Consider the following 17,510-nt stretch of genomic DNA (forward strand, 5'->3'; position numbering starts at 1 on the left):
ACCGAGAAGCGGAACTCGCAGGTGACCGGCTATCTCAGCGTCCCTTCGGAACAGCCGCACTCACGTCATAGTTCCCGCATGCTGCCGTGATCTCGGCCGTCGCTTGCGCCGCGGTGAAGAAGTCGTCGGCCAGCGGCGAGGTGCGCGATGCCGCCATCGCGAGGCTCACCTGGTCGGGCGCGAGTTCCGGGATGGGTACGTAGCTGATGTCCGGACGTGAGTAGAACACTGTCTCCGAACGCCCCACGAACGAGATGCCCCGGCCGGCCGCGACGTGCTCGAGCTTCTCCTCCACGCCGCGCACCCGGAGCCCGGAGTCGGGGTGCGGGCGCCTGGTGGGGTGGGTGCTCGGGTCGGCATGCCAGACCACCGGCTCACCGGCCAGGTCGGCCTCGGTGACCTCCTCCATGCCGGCCAGCCGGTGACCTGCGGGCAGCACCACCATCAGCGGCTCGGTGTACAGCGGGGTCACGCGCAGGCCTGTCTCGTCGATGGGCAGCCGCACAAAGCCGACGTCGATGCGGCCGTCGAGCAGCATCGGGGCCTGGTCGTCCCACTCGATCCGCTGCACGTCCACGACCACGTCCGGATGTCGGGCCTCGAACGCCCGGGCCGCCGGGATGACCGGGATGCCGGTCCGGAAGCCGACCGCCAGCCGCCGGCTGCCGCGGGCGGCCACGGTCACCCGGCGGCGGACCGCGTCCGCGGAGGCGAGCAGCGGACCGGCGTCGGCCAGCAGTTGTCGGCCGGCGTCGGTCAGCGCCACGACGTGGCGATCCCTGGTGAACAGCGAGGCGCCGAGATCCTGTTCCAGCGCGCGGATCTGCCTGCTGAGCACCGGCTGCGCGATATGCAGCTCTTCAGCGGCGCGGCCGAAGTGCAGCCTGTCGGCGACGGCGCGGAAGTAGCGCAGTTTGCGCAGGTCCAGATCCATGGAACCTCCCGGCCCGGTAATGCCTCAAGGGTATCACCACGGCTGAAAGAGGTCTTGGACACCCATTCAGGTCAATGGCAGCCTAAGAGGGACCTAATTGGGCTAAAGCGAATTCGACCTATGAATTCGACAGCGGGAATTGACAGCCGGGCCCAGAAACAGAATGACCACTTCGTGAATTGAGCCAGGCCCATCGCGTCATTCGACGGCTTCGACGACAACCGTTGACGACGACGGGGTGGGCATGGCGTCCTATTCCAGCTCCAGAAAGCAGGCACACCCATGAGCAGCGTGAGCATCGTCGGCCTGGGGAACATGGCCGGCGCTCTGGCCGGCCGGGCGCTCGCCGGCGGCAACGCCGTCGAGATCATCGGCCGCGACCCGGCCAAGGCCAAGGAAGTGGCCGCCGCGCTCGGCGGCGCCACTGTCGGGACGGCCGGCGCCGCCCCGGCCGGGGACATCGTTGTCCTCGCCGTGCCGTACGCCAGCGCGGCGGCGGTGGTCAGCGAGTACGGGGACGCATTGCACGGCAAGGTCATCATCGACCTCACCAACCCCGTCTCCCCCGATTCCCTGGGCCTTGTCACCCCCGACGGCAGTTCCGGCGCGCAGGAGATCGCCAAGGCCGCCCCCGCCGGCGCGCACGTCGTGAAGGCGTTCAACACCGTCTTCGGTCACATGCTGGCGCGGGGAAACCCGCTGGACGTGCTCATCGCCGGCGACGACGCCGAGGCCAAGGCGACGGTGTCGGCATTCATCAAGAGCCTCGGGATGCGGCCGATGGACACCGGCCCCCTGGGAATGGCGCGCTGGCTGGAGGGAACGGGCCTGGTGATGATCGGCCTGGGCCGCCATGGCGCGGGAAGCTTCAACTTCACCCTCGACGTCAACACATCTGCCTGAGCGCGCCCGCACCACCACTTCTCGCGCCACATCATTCACAAGGAGCAGTAGCGTGCGCGTCTTCGTCACTGGCGGGACCGGCCATACCGGTTCGTACATCATCCCGGAGCTCATCGCCGCCGGGCACGAGGTCACCGGCCTGGCCCGGTCGGACACGGCCGCGGCGGCGCTGTCCGCGCTCGGCGCGAAGGTGCGTCGCGGCGACCTCCAGGATCTCGACGGGCTCAAGGAGGCGGCCGCGGATTCCGACGGCGTCATCCACGTCGCACACAGGCAAGACCTGCTTCCGTCCGGCGGGCTCGACGCCGTGGCCGCCGCGGAGCTCCCGATCATGCTCGCGTACGGCGAGGCACTCGCGGGAACCGGAAAGCCGCTGGTCGCGGCGGGGAGCATCGGCTCGCCCGGGAACCTGGGCCGGCCGGCCACCGAGGAGGACCCGGCCCTTCCCGGCGGCGATGAGTACAAGGGCACCCTGCGGGCTCGTAACGTCGTGGAAACCGCCGTAGTCGGCCTCGCCGAGCGGGGCGTGCGGTCTTCGGTCGTGCGGATCGCCAACATCGCGCACAGCACGACCGATCGTGCCGGCTTCCTCGTGCAGCTGATCGCGCTCGCGAAGGAGAAGGGCTTCGCCGGCTACCCCGGAGACGGCGCGAACCTGTGGAACGCCGCGCACGTCCGCGATGTCGCCTCCTTGTTCCGCTTGGCGCTGGAGAAGGGGCCGGCCGGCAAATATTGGCACGCGGTCGGGGACGGGGCCATCCCGCTCCGCGAGATCGCCGAGGCCATCGGCAGCCGTCTGGGCCTGCCCGTCGTGAGCGTTCCCGCGGACGTACTGATGGTGCCGGGATATTTTGGGTTTCTCGCTAACATAGTCACGCAGAGCTACCCGGCGTCCAACCTCATCACCCGCCGGACCCTCGGCTGGGAGCCCGCTCAGCCCGGCCTGCTCGCCGATTTGGACAACGGCCACTACTTCTCCGCCGGCTGACGGCAGGGACCCGCATCGGAACGAGTCCGGTAAATGACAAGGGTTCGGCTTTTATGGAGGGACGCCGAAAATATGACGACTGTGGGATTCATCGGAAGCGGATACATCGGCAGCACCATCGCGCGGCTCGCCATCGAGGCCGGGGAGGCCGCGGCGGCCGGTGACATCGTCGTGGTCACGGTGCCGGTCAAGGCGTTCCCCCACTTGCCCGCCGTGCCACGCCCGCGAAGGCGGCGGTGACCGCATTCATCGAATCCATCGGGTTCAGCGTCGTGGACGCGGGACCGCTGGCCGATGGCTGGCGGCAGGCGACGGGCACGCCGGTGTGGGGGACCCCATACGGGCCGTCCTCGAACGAGAAGGGCCGGCCGGTCGACGAGGACGCCATCCGCACGGCGCTGGCCACCGCAACGCGGTAACCGCAGGTTGGCGCGGGCCGCGGTATGGACGCCGTCGCGGTGTTCACCCCGACCGAGAAACCACGATCCCCGCGACTCCCTGAATCTCAGGGTGTCGCGGGGATCGCTTGGACCCACGGCAGGGATGCCGGGGCCGACGGGCGTCAGCCGCAGTTGGCGAACTTGCCGCGCCTGGCGTGGGCCAGGGCGTAGTCGACGCGGGTGTCGGTGGTGTAGCCCTCGAAGTCGACACACTGGCCCTTGCCGTAGCCGATGGCGGCGGCGTAGTGCTTGTACTTCTTGGCGGTCAGCTTGCCCGGGTCCCTGTAGGCGCCACCGCCCTTGATGTGCAGGATCGCCTGGGTGTAGGTGGGTGTGCCGGCGAAGGCGGTCTTGATGGCGGCGACGCAGTTCTTCTGCAGCGACCTGTTCCACATCAGATAGACGTGACCGAAGACGGAGTTGCCGCTCTTCATCGTCCGCTTGTTGTCGCGCACGTGGGTCCAGCCGCCGCGCCCGGACTCCTTGGCACAGGCCGCCTCAGGAGAGTAGGCGGCCGCGAGGGCGGGGGCGGGATGCACGAGGACCGTGCCGGCACTCAGCATCGCGGCGAGGGCGAGAGCCTTGGCAGGCTTGCGCACGTGTTCGTCCTTTCGGAGGGCGGTCAAGAGGACCGTCATGACCGGCAGCATGACCGCCAGTCGGCATGATCGGGCCCGGGTCATGTTCTCACACCAGAGATCCCTTTGCTGGCATTTAAGCGCTCCGAATCCGATATTTCCGGATGAGGGAGGTGGTCGCCTTCAGCCGCTTTCCTGGGTTTCCGCCCGGGTCCTGCCGGGCTCTGTTCCGGGGATTTCCCTGGCCTCTTCATCCTTCGGTTCGTCGACGGGACGTTCCTCGGTGGGCGGTGTCGGGGAGGGCTGGATCGCGTGGCGGGTGCCGAAGGTGTCGAGGACCGAGAGCAGCATCGCCACCACGGGGATGGCCAGCAACGCGCCGACCGCGCCGAAGAGCAGCGCGCCCATGATGGCCGCGGCGAAGGAGACCCCCGGGTGGATGTTGACGGAGCGGGCGCTGATGCGCGGCTCCAGGGTCAGGTTCTCCACTTGCTGGTAGACGACCGCCCAGACCAGCGCCGCCACCCCGATCCAGGGCGTGGGCGAGGCCAGGCCGACCACCACCGGCAGCGCGATCGCGATGTAGGTGCCGATCGTCGGCACGAACTGGGCGACCACGCCGGTCCACACGCCCAGCGCCAGCCAGGACGGCATGCCGAGCAGCAGGAACACCAGCGCCGACGTGCCGCCGTTGATGGCCGCCAGGACGAGCCGGGCCGCGACGTAGCCGCCGGTCTTCACCGTGGACAGCTCCCAGATGCTGACGAAGACCTGCTGGAAGCGGCCCGTCAGGAGCCCCGCGATCCAACGGCGGGCACGGGGGCCGTCGGCCGAGAGGTAGAAGGTCAGCAGGACGAGGGCGAAGGCGTTGAACACGACTCCGGCGACGGTCCCGACCAGGCCGAGCAGCCCTCCCAGAACGTCCTGCGCATAGCCGGCGGCGTCCTGCGGGGTCAGCTTGATCGATTCCAGAATGTCGGAAATTTCGTACTTTGTGCCGAACTGGTTGTTGACCCACTGCGTGACGGCGCTCAGCACCTCGGGCAGCGACGCCACCAGCAGGGCCACCTGCTGCAGGAAGAGCTGCCCGAACAGGACGAGGAAGATCGCGGCCGCGATGCCCATGGCGACCATCACCAGCGCCGTGGCCATGCCCCGCCGCATGTGCCTGGCCAGACGCGCCACCGGCGGCTCCATCGCCAGCGACAGGAACCAGGCCATCACCACCACGAAGAGGAACGATCCCGCGTCGGTCAGCACGAAGTGCAGGAAGAACACCAGCGCGACCATGGCCGCGACCGCGAACCCCACCCGCCACACGTTCGAGGGCGACAACACCACCTGAACGGTCGACGACGTCCCGGGGGGTTGCTCCTCGCTCGACGCCGCCATGGACTCTCCTTCTTCCGGAAGCACGCATGCCGCACTGGCAGGATGCCCCCGGAACCCCCGATGTCACCTGGGTTCCGTGAAACAGTTGAGCCGTGCCGGCCCCCCGCTGGTGATCGGTTACTCGAAGTCGTCCGGGTTGAGCTCCTTCAGCCGCTTGAACTCGTAATCCAGGGCGGTGTCGACCGTCTCGGGCCCGGCCTGGCGCTCCTCTTCCACCGGCGTCTTGGCGGCGGCCTCGGTCTCCTGCTCTCGTCGGGTGCTCATCATGTCCCCCATGGTTACCGCAGAGACAGAACCCCTAACCGGAGGTCCTGCGGTCAAACCGCAGGCTGGAACACGGCCCGTACGCACCCGTCCTGCTTGTGTTTGAACAGCTCGTAGCCCTTGGGCCCGTCCTCCAGGCTCATCGGGTGGGTCAGCAGGGCCGAGGCGTCGAGCCGGCCGCGCGCCATCCGTTCCAGGAGCATCGGGATGTACCGGTGACCGTGCTGCTGGGCGCCGCGCATCGTCAGGCCCTTGTTCATGAGCGCGCCCATCGGGAACTTGTCGACCAGCCCGAGATAGACGCCCAGGACCGAGACGATGCCGCCCTTACGGCAGGCCTGGACGGCCTGGCGCAGCGGCAGGCCGCGGTCGGTCTGCAGGCGCAACGCCTGCTTGGCCCGGTCGTAGGCGTACTGGGCGCCGGTGCCGTGGCTCTCCATGCCGACGGCCTCGATGCACTTGTCGGGCCCGCGCCCGCCGGTCAGCTCCTTGAGCGCGTCCAGCACGTCGGTCCGCTCGTAGTCGAGCGTGGTCGCGCCGAGGCGCTCGGCCATGGCGAGCCGTTCGGGGAAGCGGTCGATGGCGATGACCTGCTCGGCGCCCATCTGGACGGCGGCCACGGCCGCCATCTGACCGACGCCGCCGCAGCCCCACACCGCCACCACGTCGCCGGGCCGTACCTCTGCCAGGTCCGCGCCCATCCAGCCGGTGGGCACCGCGTCGGAGGCGAACACCGCGGAGGCGTCGGGCACGTCGTCGGGGACGGGGAAGGCGTTGACGTCGGCGAAGGGCACGCGGACGTACTCGGCGTGGCTGCCGGCGAAGCCGCCCATGGCGTGCGAGTAGCCGAAGATGCCCGCGGTGGCGTGGCCGTTCATCTTCTCCAGGAAGCCGGGGTCGGGGTTGCTGTTGTCGCACAGGGAGAAGAGCTGGTTGGCGCAGTAGTAGCAGCGGCCGCAGCCGATGACGGAGCAGACCGTCACCCGCTCGCCGACCCGCCGCTCCCGCACGTCCGGCCCGATCTCGACGATCTCGCCGACGAACTCGTGGCCGATCACGTCACCGGCCATCATCGTCGGCACGTACCCGTCGAGCAGGTGCAGGTCGGAGCCGCACACCGAGCTGGCGGTGACCTTGACCAGCGCGTCCTGGTGGTTCAGCAGCTCGGGGTCGGGCACGTCCTGCACGCTCACCTCGTTGACGCCCGACCAGCACAGCGCCCTCATCGCATCCCCCTTCTCGTCAGCTGCCTCATCACCGGGATGCCGAGCCGGCCGAGCGGCGTGCGGTGGCCTTCCGGCTGGCCTTCCACCCGCAGCACCTCGCCGGTCTCCAGCAGTTGCTTGAGTGCCCGTACCCGCTCTCTGATCTCGCCGTCGTCGGTGCGTACCGCGATCTGACTACCTCGCCCGGCGGGGGCGGGGGTGATGCGGATCTCGTGGTGTTCGGCGAGCCAGGCGAGCAGGTCGGGGCGTTCCGGGCCGGTCAGCGCGCCGGGGTCGGCGGCGACGGTGACGGCGTACCACCCGGACGGCCGCGGGCGGCGCGCGCGCTTGCCCAGCGCGCGGGTGGCGATCGCCGCGCCCGCGCCGAGCGCGACACCGGCGGCCGCGGTGCCGATCAGGCCCCTGGCTCTGGTACGTGCACCGCGCGGTGCGGCGGCGTTCGCGTGCTGGCTGTTGTTGTCGCCCATGTCCCGCGGCTGCCCGAGCCCGGCACCGGCAAACCGCGGGGGTTGCCGACGGCCGGTGGAGGCGGACAAGCTGTGCGCATGCGAGTAGTGGTGATCGGCGCCAGCGGTCATATCGGCACCTATCTGGTTCCCCGGCTGGTGGAGGCGGGGCATGACGTGGTCGCGGTGAGTCGCGGCAAGCGGGAGCCCTACAGGCCGCACGGGGCCTGGCGGCAGGTCACCACCGTGCTCGCGGATCGGGAGGCGGAGGAGGCCGGCGGCACGTTCGGCAGGCGGATCGCCGCGCTGGAGGCCGACGTGGTCATCGACCTGATCTGCTTCGAGGAGTCCAGCGCACGCGAGCTCGTCACCGCCCTGACCGGCCGGGTCCGCCACTTCCTGCACTGCGGCACGGTGTGGGTGCACGGCCCGAGCGGGCAGGTCCCGACGACGGAGGACCGGCCGAGGCGGCCGTTCGGCGACTACGGCGTGAAGAAGGCGGCCATCGAGGCCTACCTGCTGGAGCGGGCGCATCGCGACGGCTTTCCCGCCACGATCATTCATCCGGGTCACATCACCGGCCCCGGCTGGGTGCCGGTGACCCCGGCGGGCAACGTCAACCCGGCCGCGTTCCAGACCCTGGCCGACGGCGAGGAGCTGGTCCTGCCGAACCTCGGCATGGAGACCGTCCAGCACGTGCACGCCGACGACGTGGCACGGATCTTCATGGACGCGCTCGCCGGCCGGTCCACGGCCGTGGGCGAGAGCTTCCACTCGGTCGCCACCACGGCCCTGACGCTGCGCGGGTACGCCGAGGCGGTGGCGGGCTGGTTCGGGCGGGAGGCGCGGCTGGCGTTCCTGCCGTGGGAGCAGTGGCGGACCACCGTGCCGGCGGACGAGGCCGAGGTCACCTACGACCACATCGCGCACAGCCCGCACTGCGGCATGGCCAAGGCCGAGCGGCTGCTGGGCCACCGGCCGCGCCACACCTCGCTGGAGGCCATCGCCGAGGCCGTGGACCGGCTCATCGCGGACGGCGTCATCATCCGGCGGTGACCTGCGGAGATCAGTTATCCGAATTGGCTGGATTTATCGGACGGTAAGCACCCGTGTCGGCTGCCGTAGTTGCTAACGTTTCACGTGCTGCTATCAGGAGGTGACGGATGAGTGAGGCGTCTCAGCGACCGCCCTCGCGCGTGTCGGCCAACACTCCGAGCGTCGCCCGCATGAACGACTACTTCCTGGGCGGCAAGGACAACTTCGCCGCCGACCGGGAGGTGGCGGAGCAGGTCCTCGCTCTCGCGCCCGAGGCCAAGGCCATGGGCGAATACGTCCAGGCCTTCCGCGAGCGGGCGGTGCGGCACCTCGCCGAGCAGGGCATCAGGCAGTTCGTGAACATCGGCGTGGGGCTGCCGACCGAGCGCAACGTGCACGAGATCGCACAGGCGGTCGGGCCGAAGTCGCAGGTCGTCTACGTCGCCGACGACCCGGTGGCGCTCAACCACTCCCGCGCCCTGCTGGCCACCGACGAGCGGACCTGGGTGGTCGAGGGTGACATCCTCCACCCGGACGAGCTGGTCGCCGACCTGGTGAAGCGGCGGCTGATCGACTTCGAGCGCCCCGTGGCCGTGCTGGTCTTCGGCGGCACCCTGCAGTACATCCCCGACGACAACGGGCCGCAGGAGAAGGTGGCGCGGCTGCGCGAGTTGCTCGCACCGGGCAGCTATCTCGGCCTCACCCACGCCGTCTTCGACTCCCGGCCGGACATCCGCGACGCGATCACCGACATCTTCCGCAAGGCGCTCGGCCGCCCCTCCGGCGCCCCGCGCACCCGCGACCAGGCGCTGCGCTTCTTCGACGGCCTGGAGCTCGTGGAGCCGGGCTTCGTCTACGTCCGTCAGTGGCGCAACGACGAGCACGTCTCCGACGCCGAGGCCCAGCGCGCCTGGGTCATGGCCGGCGTCGCCCGCAAACCCGAGGCATAGATCCGCCTTCCTGCTGTGATCTGCGCCCCGAGGACCTCGACTATCCGCTGCCGACGATCGTCTTCGGCTTCTTCGGCATCGAGCCCCTCCTGCCCCCGCATCTTGACCTTGATCTGGAGGCCAAGGCCGACCATCTGGCCGACACCCTGCGGCGGGTCTTCGGCCCCGCCGCCACGCCGTCCGCGACCTCGTACACCGCTGCCGCGAGCCGGGCCATCAGCGTCTTCGACCAGCTCGGCCGCGACTTCCGGGACGCCGCCTACGCCGCACCCGAAAGGTGATCATGCTGCATCACATCGGCCATCTCGTGCACGACATGAGCGAGGCGATCGAGCGCTACCGCCGCCTCGGCTTCCTGCTCCCGGCTCCCGCCTATCCCGTCATGCCGCCCTCCCCCGGGGCCGCTCCGGAGCCGTTCGGCCTGGCCAACACGCACGCGTACTTCCCGCGCGACTTCATCGAGCTGGTCACCGTCGCGGGCGGGAGCCGGATGCCCGACGACGCCCGGCCGATCCCGCTGAACGTGCCCGATGACAGGCTGCCCACGATCGTCGAGGCCGTCCGCGCCACCGCCGCCACGCTCACCGCGAGCCTCCGGCGCTTCCAGGGCGTGCACATTCTCATGTTCGACGCACCCGACCTCGACGCCGCCGTCGTGCGCCTCGACGCCGGCGGGGTGCGGCATGGCGGGGTCCACGCGGTGCGGCGCCCCATCGAGACGGCCGACGGGACCCGCATGGAGCCCGTCCGCTACCTGGAGTTCGGCACTGAGGGCCGCGTCCCCGAGGGCAGAGTCGGCCTCGCGGAGAACCCGCAGCCCGAGGCGCTGGACGGGCAGCGGCACACCGATCACCCCAACGGCGCGGTCGGGCTGGCCGGGTGCCTGCTGTGCGTGGCCGACGCGGACCTGGCCGAGACCGAGAAACGCTACGCCGCCTATCTCGGGCGGTCCGCGCGGCAGGACGGTCCCGCCCGCACGTTCGACGGGGCCGGGATCACGTTGGCGCCCGCCTCGGCGCTCGCCGACCTCCTGCCGGGCGAGCGTCCCCCGGGCATCCCCGGATTCGCCGCCTACACGGTGACCGTCCGCGACCTGCCCGCCGCCGAGCGGATGCTGCGCGGCAACGGCGTCCCGCTCGGCCGGAGCGCCTCCGGCGACCCCTTCGTGCCGTCGGCCGAGGCCCTCGGCGTCGCGATCATTCTCTGCCAGGCCGATTAACCCGATTAACCAGCAAATTTGACCATTTCTGGTAAGGATGATCCTCCACGGGAGGGACGGGGGAATCGCCCCTCCACTTCGCGAAGGGGACAGCCATGCCGACGAAGTTACGACTCATCGCGGGCGCCGCCACCCTGGCGGTGGCGGCCACAGGGGTGGGGATTCTCCTGCCCATGGCACCGGCCTCGGCCACCCGGGTGGACGCCACCTGCGCCAACACCCTCGATGACGCCAGGACCCTGCAGACCGCGATCGACTCCTCCCAGGAGGGGGACGAGATCGTCATCAAGGGGACCTGCCTCATCAACCAGACGATCAGCCTGCTCGACCGCCGTACCTACCGGGGCGACGCCAAGGCCGGCACCGTGCTCAAGCAGGCCGACGGCGCCAACCTGCCCGCCGTGCTCGCCTCGGCGGGATGGCTGGAGAACACCGAGTTCAGCGGCGACACCGTACGCATCGAGCGGCTGACCATCGACGGCAACCGCGACCACAACACCGGCACCGCCGGCCTGCTGCTGCGGTCCTGGAACACCAGGGTCCACGACATCGACGTCTACGGCGCTCCGGGCGACGGCATCCGCATCAGCAACCCGTCCCGGAACGGCACCCCGCTGCGGAACACGATGGTCAACAGCATCATCAGCGACGTCTACATCGCCGGCGCCGTCAAGGCCGGGATCCGGGTGATCGACCCGGGCAACTCCGTCACCGACTGGACCCTGCAGCGCTCGTGGATCGGCTTCAGCGGCACCCACGCCATCCAGACGGACAACGCGGCCGGCTGGACGATGAGCGACCTGCACCTGTACGCGACGCCGAAGCACGCCATCGACGCCCACCGCTGCTTCGGCACCTCCATCCACAACAACTACATCGAGGACTTCGGCGCCGAGGGCACGGCGGGTCAGACGTACTACGGCATCCGCTGCGACCTGCAGGGCGAGGCGGCCACCACGATCACGGCCAACCGGATCCACAAGTTCCTGCCGCCGCCGAACCAGCTCGCCGCGATCACCAAGGCGCGTAAGGAGGGGGCGGCGCCGCCCGAGCGCAAGCCCCGCCTCGGCGGCGACGACGGGCCGCTGCCCGCCGACGTCGACTTCGTCTACCTGGCCCTGGACGCCGTCAACTACGGGATCGGGCACGCGGCGGTGTCCGGCAACACCATCCTGGGCCACGGCACCAAGCGCGAGATCGGCATGCTGTTCGACAAGGGCGCCGACAGCGAAGGCGAGTCGATGTCCGTCGCCTCCAGCGGCAACCTGGTCGACCAGGTCGGCGACCGGCGCAAGACCGGCCGGGGCGTGAAGCTGAACCGGGGTTACTGACCTGCCCCGGTGTCCACCTCGGCGGCTCGGGCCTGGCGCGAGCCCAGGTACGCGCCACGCCGCAGCCGCCGCAGCCACTCGGGCTGACGCAGCGACGGGTGGTCGTTCAGCACCGGATCGAAGGCCACGTCCGTCCCCGGCAGCGGCGCGCGGACCCGCAGCGTCGCCACCCGCACCGCAGGCCTGTCCTTGTGTACGGCGTGCAGGTGGAACAGCAGCGGCCCCCGGTCGAGCGCGACCGCCAGCAGCCGGGGGTTCGCGGGCACCGACATGCCCTCGGGCCAGGCCACGAACCAGACGGAGCCCGTACCGCTGGAATAGGGAACGAGCGTGGAGTACGGCCCGGCGGTGAAGCCGGTCCTGGGCCGGAGCAGCCATGGCACCCGGCCGCAGGTGGACAGCAGCAGGTCGAGCGGGCCCGGCAGGCGGACGGCCAGCCCGAGCACGTCCGGGAGGCGGCCCGGCAGCGAGCCGCCCTTGGACAGCCGGGCGAGCACCTCGTGCTCGCCCGGCGTGTCCAGCACCGGCACGCCGAGTGCCGCGCCTCCCGAGACCCGGAGCGTGGCCGCCACCATCAGGCCGCGAGGATGCAGCGCGCGGCCGTGCCGCAGGCGCGCCACGAGCCGGGCCGGCCCCTCGGCGGCGCGCTCCGTCCGGGCGGGCACGACGCGGCCGGGTCGCGGCCGCGCCGTCACGCGGTCAGTGGCGGTCAAGTCGCAGGCTGCCGACGGGGTGCGGGCCCTCTGTCTCCAGGCGGTACTCCTCGCCGGACTTGTCGCGGTTCTCCTGCATGACCCGCTCCGACGGGGGCTTCTCGCCGCCCATGATGTCGTTCTGCAACTTCTCGAAGCGCTCGTGGGCGTCCTGTACGTAGCCGGTGCCCAGCGTGGTGACGTCGATCTGGGTGCTGAGCAGCTCGCGGATGTAGCCCTTGTTCGGCTCGAACGTGACCGGCGCGGGCAGCTCGGGCGCCACCACCTGCTGCGGGTCGCGGCCGTCGTGCTTCTTGAACAGCTCCGCCGCCAGCCGCAGGTGCTCCAGCTCCATGTTGAGGTGCAGCTCCCAGATGGCCTTCACCTTGGGGTCGGACTCGGTCTCCATGAAGGAGTGGTAGAGGTAGCACTCGTTGTACTCGTGGTTGAGCAGCATCTCCCACCAGCTCTCGCCCGGGTCGACGAGCGACTCGTAGTGAGTGACGTGCTCCTCCTCGATCAGCCCGATCTCCTGGTAGAGCTGGCGGGCGATCGGCTCCATGTAGGTCGGGCCGACGTTCATGTAGAAGTTCATGGTCTGCTGCTCGGCCGACATGATGGTCAGCGCGTGCAGCTTGGAGATCGGCGCCGCGGCGCTCTTGTCGTACGGCTCGCGTACGTTGTCGACCGGATTGCGGTGGTGCAGGTAGGTCGGACGGCCGGGCATGATCTCGGTCAGGTTGTCGACGATCTTCTCCGCCTTGCGGTGCTCGATCATCTCGTACAGGTTGGCGTACCTGTAGAGGTGGTCGAAGTCCTCCAGCACACCGAACTGGTAGGCCTGCATGAGATACGGGTCGGGCTCCATCCGGGCGACCCACGCCGTCAGGTCCACTGCGACCTGCTCGTAGGCGATGGTCGTCTCCAGCACCGAGGCCACGCCCGGCAGCAGCCAGTTGACCGCCTTCTGCTGCTGCGCCTCGATGTAGCGGACCCGGGCCAGCTGCTGCTTGACCTCCATGTCGGGGCAGTGCCGCGCCATGTGGTGGCTGAACATGACGGCCTCGACCTCGATGCCGTTCATCGTGATGACGCGGCAGCGGGTGTACGGGTCGGCGTGGTCCGGATCGATCGGCATGACGTTCAGCTCGTGCCAGTTGCGTAGCTGCTTGTCCAGCGGGATGCCCCGCTCCTGCAGTGGATTGAAGGTCATGTCCATGCTCTCCTTGAGCTGCTCGTCTGGGGTTCAGCCGCCCTTCTCCCGCCCGCAGCACCCCCTCCGGAGCAACGGACGACCTCGGCGGCGACATCCGCAAGCGGGCCTACCCGAGGACATGGGGGACAATCTCCGCGCCTCGCCGCCGCACCTCCCGAACTTGGTAAGGCCGTGCGTGACCTGCCGCCCCAGGGGTAGACACCCGCCGTATTCGAGAGGGGATCGACATGACCGACCAGAAGACGGTGCTGGCAGAGACCGACGTCATCGAGCTGCTCCAGGCGCAGCACGGGATGATCAGGGACCTGTTCGACGAGGTCGAGCAGGCGCCCGCGAACCGGCGCGGCGAGGCGTTCACCCGCCTGGTGCGGCTGCTGGCCGTGCACGAGACCGCGGAGGAGGAGATCGTCCACCCGTACGCCCGCGCCAAGCTCGACGGTGGCGAAGGGATCGTCAACGACCGCCTCACCGAGGAGGACCAGGCCAAGCGGCTCCTGCAGCGGATGGACGAGGCCGGCCCGGACGCCCCGGACTTCATGCAGAACCTGCTCGTGCTCCGCGGCGCCGTCGAGGCGCACGCCCGCGCCGAGGAGCGCTACGAGTTCGCCCAGCTCCGCGCCCACACCAGCGACGCCGAGCGCCGGGCCCTGGCCGCCGGGGTCAAGGCCGCCGAGGCCATGGCCCCCACCCACCCGCACCCGGGCACCACGTCGGCGACCAAGAACCTGCTCGTGGGCACGCCGATGGCGATGATGGACCGGGCCCGCGACGTGATCCGTAAAGCGATGGGCAAGCACGACTGACGCAAGGGTCACGGAGAGGTGTTCCTCCTGGTCGGCATCCTGGGCTTCGTCCCCGGTGCCACCACGAACGTCGACGACCTGCAGGTCGCCGGTCACCACTCGGACGCGCTCCTGCTCGGCGTCTTCCAGGTCTCGATCCTGCACAACATCGTGCACCTCCTGTTCGGGGTCGCCGGCATCCTTCTCACCAGGGGACGCGCGACCACCCGCTGACCCTTTCGAGCGCGGCTGCACACGGCGGCCGCGCTCACGGCTGTTCCTGCCGTACGACTCCGTACGGCTCATTCGCCAAGCGGACACAGGCCCGGCAGGCTCGCGTGGCCGTCGGCACGAACGGCAGGGACCAGCCTGTGCGGGCAGCGGAGACACCCGCTCCCCGCACAGGCTGATCCCCCCGTCTGCAGCCACGGCATGCTGCACCGCCTCCCGTTCCAAGCTGGACAACCCCAGCCGATAGCCACTGGCGTTCTCGTCCGGCCCGGCCTGCGAGGTTCTCATAGCGCCTTCTCCGCCTCTTCCTGGTCCTTCAACTGCTGCGCGAGTTGCGCGACTCGTCGGCGTCGAGTGTTTGACAGAGGCCGTGATATATCTCCAGCGAGGTGAGGCGCCGCCCATTCCTGGTCGCCCACATACGCCCCGCCGAGCTACGCCAGATGCACCATCCAGGAAAGGCCGCTTGGAGGTCTTCGAGAATCGCCGGTGTTGACATGTGATCAGCGTGCTTACTTTTACGTGACAACCCCACTGCGTTATCGAGACGTCCAGGACGTTACAGCGTTACGCTGCGAAACGTCCCTGACGTCCTCAGCTCCGAGGTGTACCGTGACCAACGTCGCTCTACGCCGCGCCATGCTTGACGCGCACGTCACCAGCCGAGACCTGGCGGATCGGTGTGGAGTGGACATCAAAACGGTAGAACGCTGGTTGCAGGACGAGGCTCGCGTTCCGCACCTGCGGCATCGGTGGTCCGCCGCAGAGGCACTAGGAGTTGAGACAGCCGTGTTATGGCCAGACGCTATTCGCAATACGGTGAAAACAGGCCCAGACCGAGAAGTTCTGACGGTTTATCCGTATCGTTCCGCTTGCCCTAAATCCATTTGGCGTAATCTCATCAGCGCGGCGGGCAGCGAGATCGTATTCGCCGGTTACACGAATTACTTCCTGTGGCTGGAGCACCCCAACCTGGCCAAGGTCCTCAAGCGGAAGGCCCAGCAAGGTTGCAAGATCCGGTTCCTCCTGGGCGACCCGGACAGTGACGTCACCCGCCGTCGCGAGACCGTGGAGAACGTCCCCTTGACGGTTTCCACGCGCATCAGGATCACCCTGTCGGAGATCGAGCACCTACGCGACGTCCCGGGAGTGGAGGCACGGTACGGCGACGAGCACATCGCCATGAGCGTCTTCCGGTTCGACTCGGAGATGCTGGTGACCCCGCACCTGGCCAAGCTCGTCGGACATGACTCGCCGATGCTCCACCTACGCCGGCACCAGGCTGACGGCCTGTTCGACCGGTTCGCGTACCACGCCGCCGAGCTGTGGAGCAGCGGCCGGGACGTGTGGGCGGACGAGTCGAAGGAGCCGTCGGACAACGTGACCTCTCCAACTGGATAACCCAGTCTCAGCGTCGTGCGGCGGGGATCAGGCGGGACAGGAGCCAGCCGACCGCTCCCGTCGCCACGCCGACCCCGACGCCGGTCAGCAGGCTGCTGCCGAAGGCGAAGGTGCGGAGGAGTACGGCCTCCGTCGCCGGTGAGAGGGCGCCGGCCAGGTTGCCACCGAGGCTGGGCTGGTTGTCACCGAAGGACGCCGACCACAGCACCTGATGGGTGAGGCCGAGCAGGACTCCGTAGGCGGCGCCGATGGCCAGCAGGGTCAGGAACGGGTTCGGGACGCGCTTCCACAGCACGACCGCCAGCCAGACGGCGATCGGCAGGAAGACCAGCAGGGCGTTGACCGCTGGGCCGACCAGTCTCAGATCGTGCGCGATCACTCTGGGGACGCCGAGCGCGGCAAGGCCCAGGATGGCGATCAGCGACAGGCCGAGGGCTTTGGATCTCATGGCACGGCGACGACGACTTTGCCTTTCGCGCGGCGGGTTTCGACTCGGGCGAACGCATCCGCCGCGTGCTCGAAGTCATAGGTGCTGTCGAGCATGATCTCCATGTCACCGGAGTCGATGAGAGCACCGAGCTCTTTCAGATCCTCACTGCTGGGTCGCATCGAAAGGAAGCGATAGGTGAATCCTCCTTTCCGCGCACGGCGTCGTTTCCCGGACGTGGCGACCCACAGAGCTGTTTCGAGGGTTGCGGCGCGCAGGGGACTCATCACATAGTCGTGTCGGATCGAGCCAGGAGTCGGCGTCGAGGCCACCGAGACCAGACGCCCACCGGCCGACACCAACGTCATGAGAGCGTCGGTTTGCGCGCCGCCGACAAGATCGAACACCTTGTCGAACCGGCCCAGGCTCTCGTCCACCGGACGCGATCTGTAATCGACCACCTCGTCGGCGCCCAGCCGGCGCAGCAGCGATGCGCTGACGGCGGATGCGGTGGTGACGATTCGCGCACCCACGCGTGCGGCCAGTTGAATGGCGAACATACCCACGACGCCGGATCCCCCCGTGATGAGCAGGCGGTCACCGGGCCGCACCGACAAAGCGTCCCGAACTCCTTGAAGAGCGGTCGTGCCGGCCAGCGGAATGGCCGCGGCCGAGGTGAAGTCGACCGAGCGAGGCATGGGTGCCACGAGACTCGCGTCGATGGCGACCCGCTCCGCGAGTGCGCCCAGGCGAGCCTTGTCGGTGCGCCCGATGACGGCGTCGCCGATGGCGACAGACTCCACCCTCGATCCCACTGCGGTGACGACCCCGGCGAACTCATTTCCCGGTACGAAGGGAAATCGCGGAGGATTGGCGAACCGGAAGGTGCCCGACCGCTGCAGGATGTCGATCGGGTTCAGCCCTGCCGCACGAACATCCACGATCACGTCGCCGGCCTCGGCGAGCGGATCGGCCCTCTCACTCAGTTCGAGCACTTCTGGGCCACCGAATCGTGTCACCTCGTACGCCCGCATACAGGCCTCCCGCTAGAATGT

Annotated in this window: 21 protein-coding genes; 11 read left to right on the plus strand and 10 right to left on the minus strand. The window is 69.2% G+C overall.

Translation table 11 applies throughout. The features are described 5' to 3' along the window. Positions 1 to 34: 34 nt before the first annotated feature. A complete protein-coding gene (locus tag ACIBQX_RS22755; RefSeq protein WP_397007543.1) occupies positions 35 to 934 on the minus strand; it encodes a LysR family transcriptional regulator in 900 nt (299 codons plus the stop codon). Between the two features lie 282 nt (positions 935 to 1,216). On the opposite strand from ACIBQX_RS22755, the gene ACIBQX_RS22760 reads away from it, so the two are divergent. From ACIBQX_RS22760 to ACIBQX_RS22775, 4 genes are all read left to right on the plus strand, one after another. Continuing rightward, positions 1,217 to 1,837 (plus strand): NADPH-dependent F420 reductase, encoded by a 621-nt coding sequence (locus ACIBQX_RS22760; RefSeq protein ID WP_397007545.1) that lies wholly within the window; start codon positions 1,217 to 1,219, stop codon positions 1,835 to 1,837. Between the two features lie 52 nt (positions 1,838 to 1,889). After that, entirely contained in the window at positions 1,890 to 2,825 is a 936-nt protein-coding gene (locus ACIBQX_RS22765; protein ID WP_397007547.1) for an SDR family oxidoreductase, read from the plus strand. A 72-nt stretch (positions 2,826 to 2,897) separates the two neighbouring features. Continuing rightward, positions 2,898 to 3,065 carry a hypothetical protein gene (locus tag ACIBQX_RS22770; RefSeq protein ID WP_397007549.1) on the plus strand — a complete coding sequence of 56 codons (168 nt, stop codon included), beginning with the start codon at positions 2,898 to 2,900 and terminating at the stop codon, positions 3,063 to 3,065. Next, on the plus strand, positions 3,062 to 3,244 hold the full coding sequence (locus tag ACIBQX_RS22775) for a hypothetical protein (protein WP_397007551.1): 183 nt from the start codon (positions 3,062 to 3,064) through the stop codon (positions 3,242 to 3,244). Before ACIBQX_RS22770 ends, ACIBQX_RS22775 begins: the two co-directional genes overlap by 4 nt. A 143-nt stretch (positions 3,245 to 3,387) precedes the next feature. Here ACIBQX_RS22775 and ACIBQX_RS22780 read toward each other — a convergent pair whose 3' ends face one another. The 5 genes from ACIBQX_RS22780 to ACIBQX_RS22800 all read right to left on the minus strand — a co-directional run bounded on the left by ACIBQX_RS22780 (position 3,388) and on the right by ACIBQX_RS22800 (position 7,192). Then, the gene (locus ACIBQX_RS22780) at positions 3,388 to 3,864 is read right to left on the minus strand and encodes a hypothetical protein (RefSeq protein ID WP_397007553.1); all 477 of its coding nucleotides are present in this window, start codon (positions 3,862 to 3,864) and stop codon (positions 3,388 to 3,390) included. A gap of 162 nt (positions 3,865 to 4,026) precedes the next feature. Continuing rightward, positions 4,027 to 5,235, minus strand: a complete 1,209-nt coding sequence (locus ACIBQX_RS22785; protein ID WP_397007555.1) for an AI-2E family transporter — start codon at positions 5,233 to 5,235, stop codon at positions 4,027 to 4,029. A gap of 117 nt (positions 5,236 to 5,352) precedes the next feature. Continuing rightward, a complete protein-coding gene (locus ACIBQX_RS22790) occupies positions 5,353 to 5,502 on the minus strand; it encodes a hypothetical protein (RefSeq protein WP_397007557.1) in 150 nt (49 codons plus the stop codon). A gap of 50 nt (positions 5,503 to 5,552) precedes the next feature. Then, positions 5,553 to 6,725, minus strand: coding sequence for a zinc-dependent alcohol dehydrogenase (locus ACIBQX_RS22795; RefSeq protein WP_397007559.1), 1,173 nt, complete (start codon positions 6,723 to 6,725; stop codon positions 5,553 to 5,555). Next, complete coding sequence (locus ACIBQX_RS22800; protein WP_397007561.1) at positions 6,722 to 7,192, minus strand: hypothetical protein; 471 nt, start codon at positions 7,190 to 7,192, stop codon at positions 6,722 to 6,724. The genes ACIBQX_RS22795 and ACIBQX_RS22800 overlap by 4 nt, the downstream gene beginning before the upstream one ends. 78 nt (positions 7,193 to 7,270) lie before the next feature. Between ACIBQX_RS22800 and ACIBQX_RS22805 the strand changes: the two genes are divergently transcribed. From ACIBQX_RS22805 to ACIBQX_RS22820, 4 genes are all read left to right on the plus strand, one after another. Further along, positions 7,271 to 8,227 (plus strand): NAD-dependent epimerase/dehydratase family protein, encoded by a 957-nt coding sequence (locus ACIBQX_RS22805; RefSeq protein WP_397007563.1) that lies wholly within the window; start codon positions 7,271 to 7,273, stop codon positions 8,225 to 8,227. Positions 8,228 to 8,334: 107 nt separating this feature from the next. Continuing rightward, on the plus strand, positions 8,335 to 9,156 hold the full coding sequence (locus ACIBQX_RS22810) for an SAM-dependent methyltransferase (RefSeq protein WP_397007565.1): 822 nt from the start codon (positions 8,335 to 8,337) through the stop codon (positions 9,154 to 9,156). Positions 9,157 to 9,439: 283 nt separating this feature from the next. After that, positions 9,440 to 10,375: a VOC family protein gene (locus ACIBQX_RS22815; RefSeq protein ID WP_397007567.1), complete on the plus strand. Its 936-nt coding sequence runs from the start codon at positions 9,440 to 9,442 to the stop codon at positions 10,373 to 10,375. Between the two features lie 95 nt (positions 10,376 to 10,470). After that, complete coding sequence (locus ACIBQX_RS22820) at positions 10,471 to 11,706, plus strand: hypothetical protein (RefSeq protein WP_397007569.1); 1,236 nt, start codon at positions 10,471 to 10,473, stop codon at positions 11,704 to 11,706. Here the strand turns inward: ACIBQX_RS22820 and ACIBQX_RS22825 are convergent. Both ACIBQX_RS22825 and ACIBQX_RS22830 read right to left on the minus strand, forming a co-directional pair. Continuing rightward, the gene (locus ACIBQX_RS22825; protein WP_397007571.1) at positions 11,700 to 12,419 is read right to left on the minus strand and encodes a hypothetical protein; all 720 of its coding nucleotides are present in this window, start codon (positions 12,417 to 12,419) and stop codon (positions 11,700 to 11,702) included. The two genes, ACIBQX_RS22820 and ACIBQX_RS22825, sit on opposite strands and share 7 nt — an antisense overlap. Beyond that, entirely contained in the window at positions 12,406 to 13,611 is a 1,206-nt protein-coding gene (locus ACIBQX_RS22830; RefSeq protein WP_397007573.1) for a hypothetical protein, read from the minus strand. The genes ACIBQX_RS22825 and ACIBQX_RS22830 overlap by 14 nt, the downstream gene beginning before the upstream one ends. A gap of 230 nt (positions 13,612 to 13,841) precedes the next feature. Here ACIBQX_RS22830 and ACIBQX_RS22835 point away from each other — a divergent pair, with 230 nt between their 5' ends. The 3 genes from ACIBQX_RS22835 (at position 13,842) to ACIBQX_RS22845 (ending at position 16,028) form a co-directional block, all read left to right on the plus strand. Beyond that, positions 13,842 to 14,417, plus strand: coding sequence for a hemerythrin domain-containing protein (locus tag ACIBQX_RS22835; RefSeq protein ID WP_397007575.1), 576 nt, complete (start codon positions 13,842 to 13,844; stop codon positions 14,415 to 14,417). Positions 14,418 to 14,435: 18 nt separating this feature from the next. Further along, positions 14,436 to 14,630, plus strand: a complete 195-nt coding sequence (locus tag ACIBQX_RS22840; RefSeq protein WP_397007577.1) for a DUF4383 domain-containing protein — start codon at positions 14,436 to 14,438, stop codon at positions 14,628 to 14,630. A gap of 1,080 nt (positions 14,631 to 15,710) precedes the next feature. Beyond that, positions 15,711 to 16,028: a hypothetical protein gene (locus ACIBQX_RS22845; protein WP_397007579.1), complete on the plus strand. Its 318-nt coding sequence runs from the start codon at positions 15,711 to 15,713 to the stop codon at positions 16,026 to 16,028. A gap of 7 nt (positions 16,029 to 16,035) precedes the next feature. Here the strand turns inward: ACIBQX_RS22845 and ACIBQX_RS22850 are convergent, their stop codons facing one another. Together ACIBQX_RS22850 and ACIBQX_RS22855 are read right to left on the minus strand one after the other, a co-directional pair. After that, positions 16,036 to 16,476: a hypothetical protein gene (locus ACIBQX_RS22850; RefSeq protein WP_397007581.1), complete on the minus strand. Its 441-nt coding sequence runs from the start codon at positions 16,474 to 16,476 to the stop codon at positions 16,036 to 16,038. After that, positions 16,473 to 17,489 (minus strand): NADP-dependent oxidoreductase, encoded by a 1,017-nt coding sequence (locus ACIBQX_RS22855; protein WP_397007583.1) that lies wholly within the window; start codon positions 17,487 to 17,489, stop codon positions 16,473 to 16,475. The genes ACIBQX_RS22850 and ACIBQX_RS22855 overlap by 4 nt, the downstream gene beginning before the upstream one ends. Positions 17,490 to 17,510 lie beyond the last annotated feature (21 nt).

It is taken from the genome of Nonomuraea sp. NPDC049714 (assembly GCF_044465295.1).
Taxonomy (GTDB): Bacteria; Actinomycetota; Actinomycetes; order Streptosporangiales; family Streptosporangiaceae; genus Nonomuraea.

Bases quoted from the DNA above. Each gene is read 5' to 3' on its own strand.
- ACIBQX_RS22755 (WP_397007543.1), bottom strand. From the start codon at position 934: ATGGATCTGGACCTGCGCAAACTGCGCTACTTCCGCGCCGTCGCCGAC.
- ACIBQX_RS22760 (WP_397007545.1), top strand. From the start codon at position 1,217: ATGAGCAGCGTGAGCATCGTCGGCCTGGGGAACATGGCCGGCGCTCTG.
- ACIBQX_RS22770 (WP_397007549.1), top strand. From the start codon at position 2,898: ATGACGACTGTGGGATTCATCGGAAGCGGATACATCGGCAGCACCATC.
- ACIBQX_RS22785 (WP_397007555.1), bottom strand. From the start codon at position 5,235: ATGGCGGCGTCGAGCGAGGAGCAACCCCCCGGGACGTCGTCGACCGTT.
- ACIBQX_RS22790 (WP_397007557.1), bottom strand. From the start codon at position 5,502: ATGATGAGCACCCGACGAGAGCAGGAGACCGAGGCCGCCGCCAAGACG.
- ACIBQX_RS22795 (WP_397007559.1), bottom strand. From the start codon at position 6,725: ATGAGGGCGCTGTGCTGGTCGGGCGTCAACGAGGTGAGCGTGCAGGAC.
- ACIBQX_RS22800 (WP_397007561.1), bottom strand. From the start codon at position 7,192: ATGGGCGACAACAACAGCCAGCACGCGAACGCCGCCGCACCGCGCGGT.
- ACIBQX_RS22805 (WP_397007563.1), top strand. From the start codon at position 7,271: ATGCGAGTAGTGGTGATCGGCGCCAGCGGTCATATCGGCACCTATCTG.
- ACIBQX_RS22810 (WP_397007565.1), top strand. From the start codon at position 8,335: ATGAGTGAGGCGTCTCAGCGACCGCCCTCGCGCGTGTCGGCCAACACT.
- ACIBQX_RS22815 (WP_397007567.1), top strand. From the start codon at position 9,440: ATGCTGCATCACATCGGCCATCTCGTGCACGACATGAGCGAGGCGATC.
- ACIBQX_RS22820 (WP_397007569.1), top strand. From the start codon at position 10,471: ATGCCGACGAAGTTACGACTCATCGCGGGCGCCGCCACCCTGGCGGTG.
- ACIBQX_RS22830 (WP_397007573.1), bottom strand. From the start codon at position 13,611: ATGACCTTCAATCCACTGCAGGAGCGGGGCATCCCGCTGGACAAGCAG.
- ACIBQX_RS22835 (WP_397007575.1), top strand. From the start codon at position 13,842: ATGACCGACCAGAAGACGGTGCTGGCAGAGACCGACGTCATCGAGCTG.
- ACIBQX_RS22850 (WP_397007581.1), bottom strand. From the start codon at position 16,476: ATGAGATCCAAAGCCCTCGGCCTGTCGCTGATCGCCATCCTGGGCCTT.
- ACIBQX_RS22855 (WP_397007583.1), bottom strand. From the start codon at position 17,489: ATGCGGGCGTACGAGGTGACACGATTCGGTGGCCCAGAAGTGCTCGAA.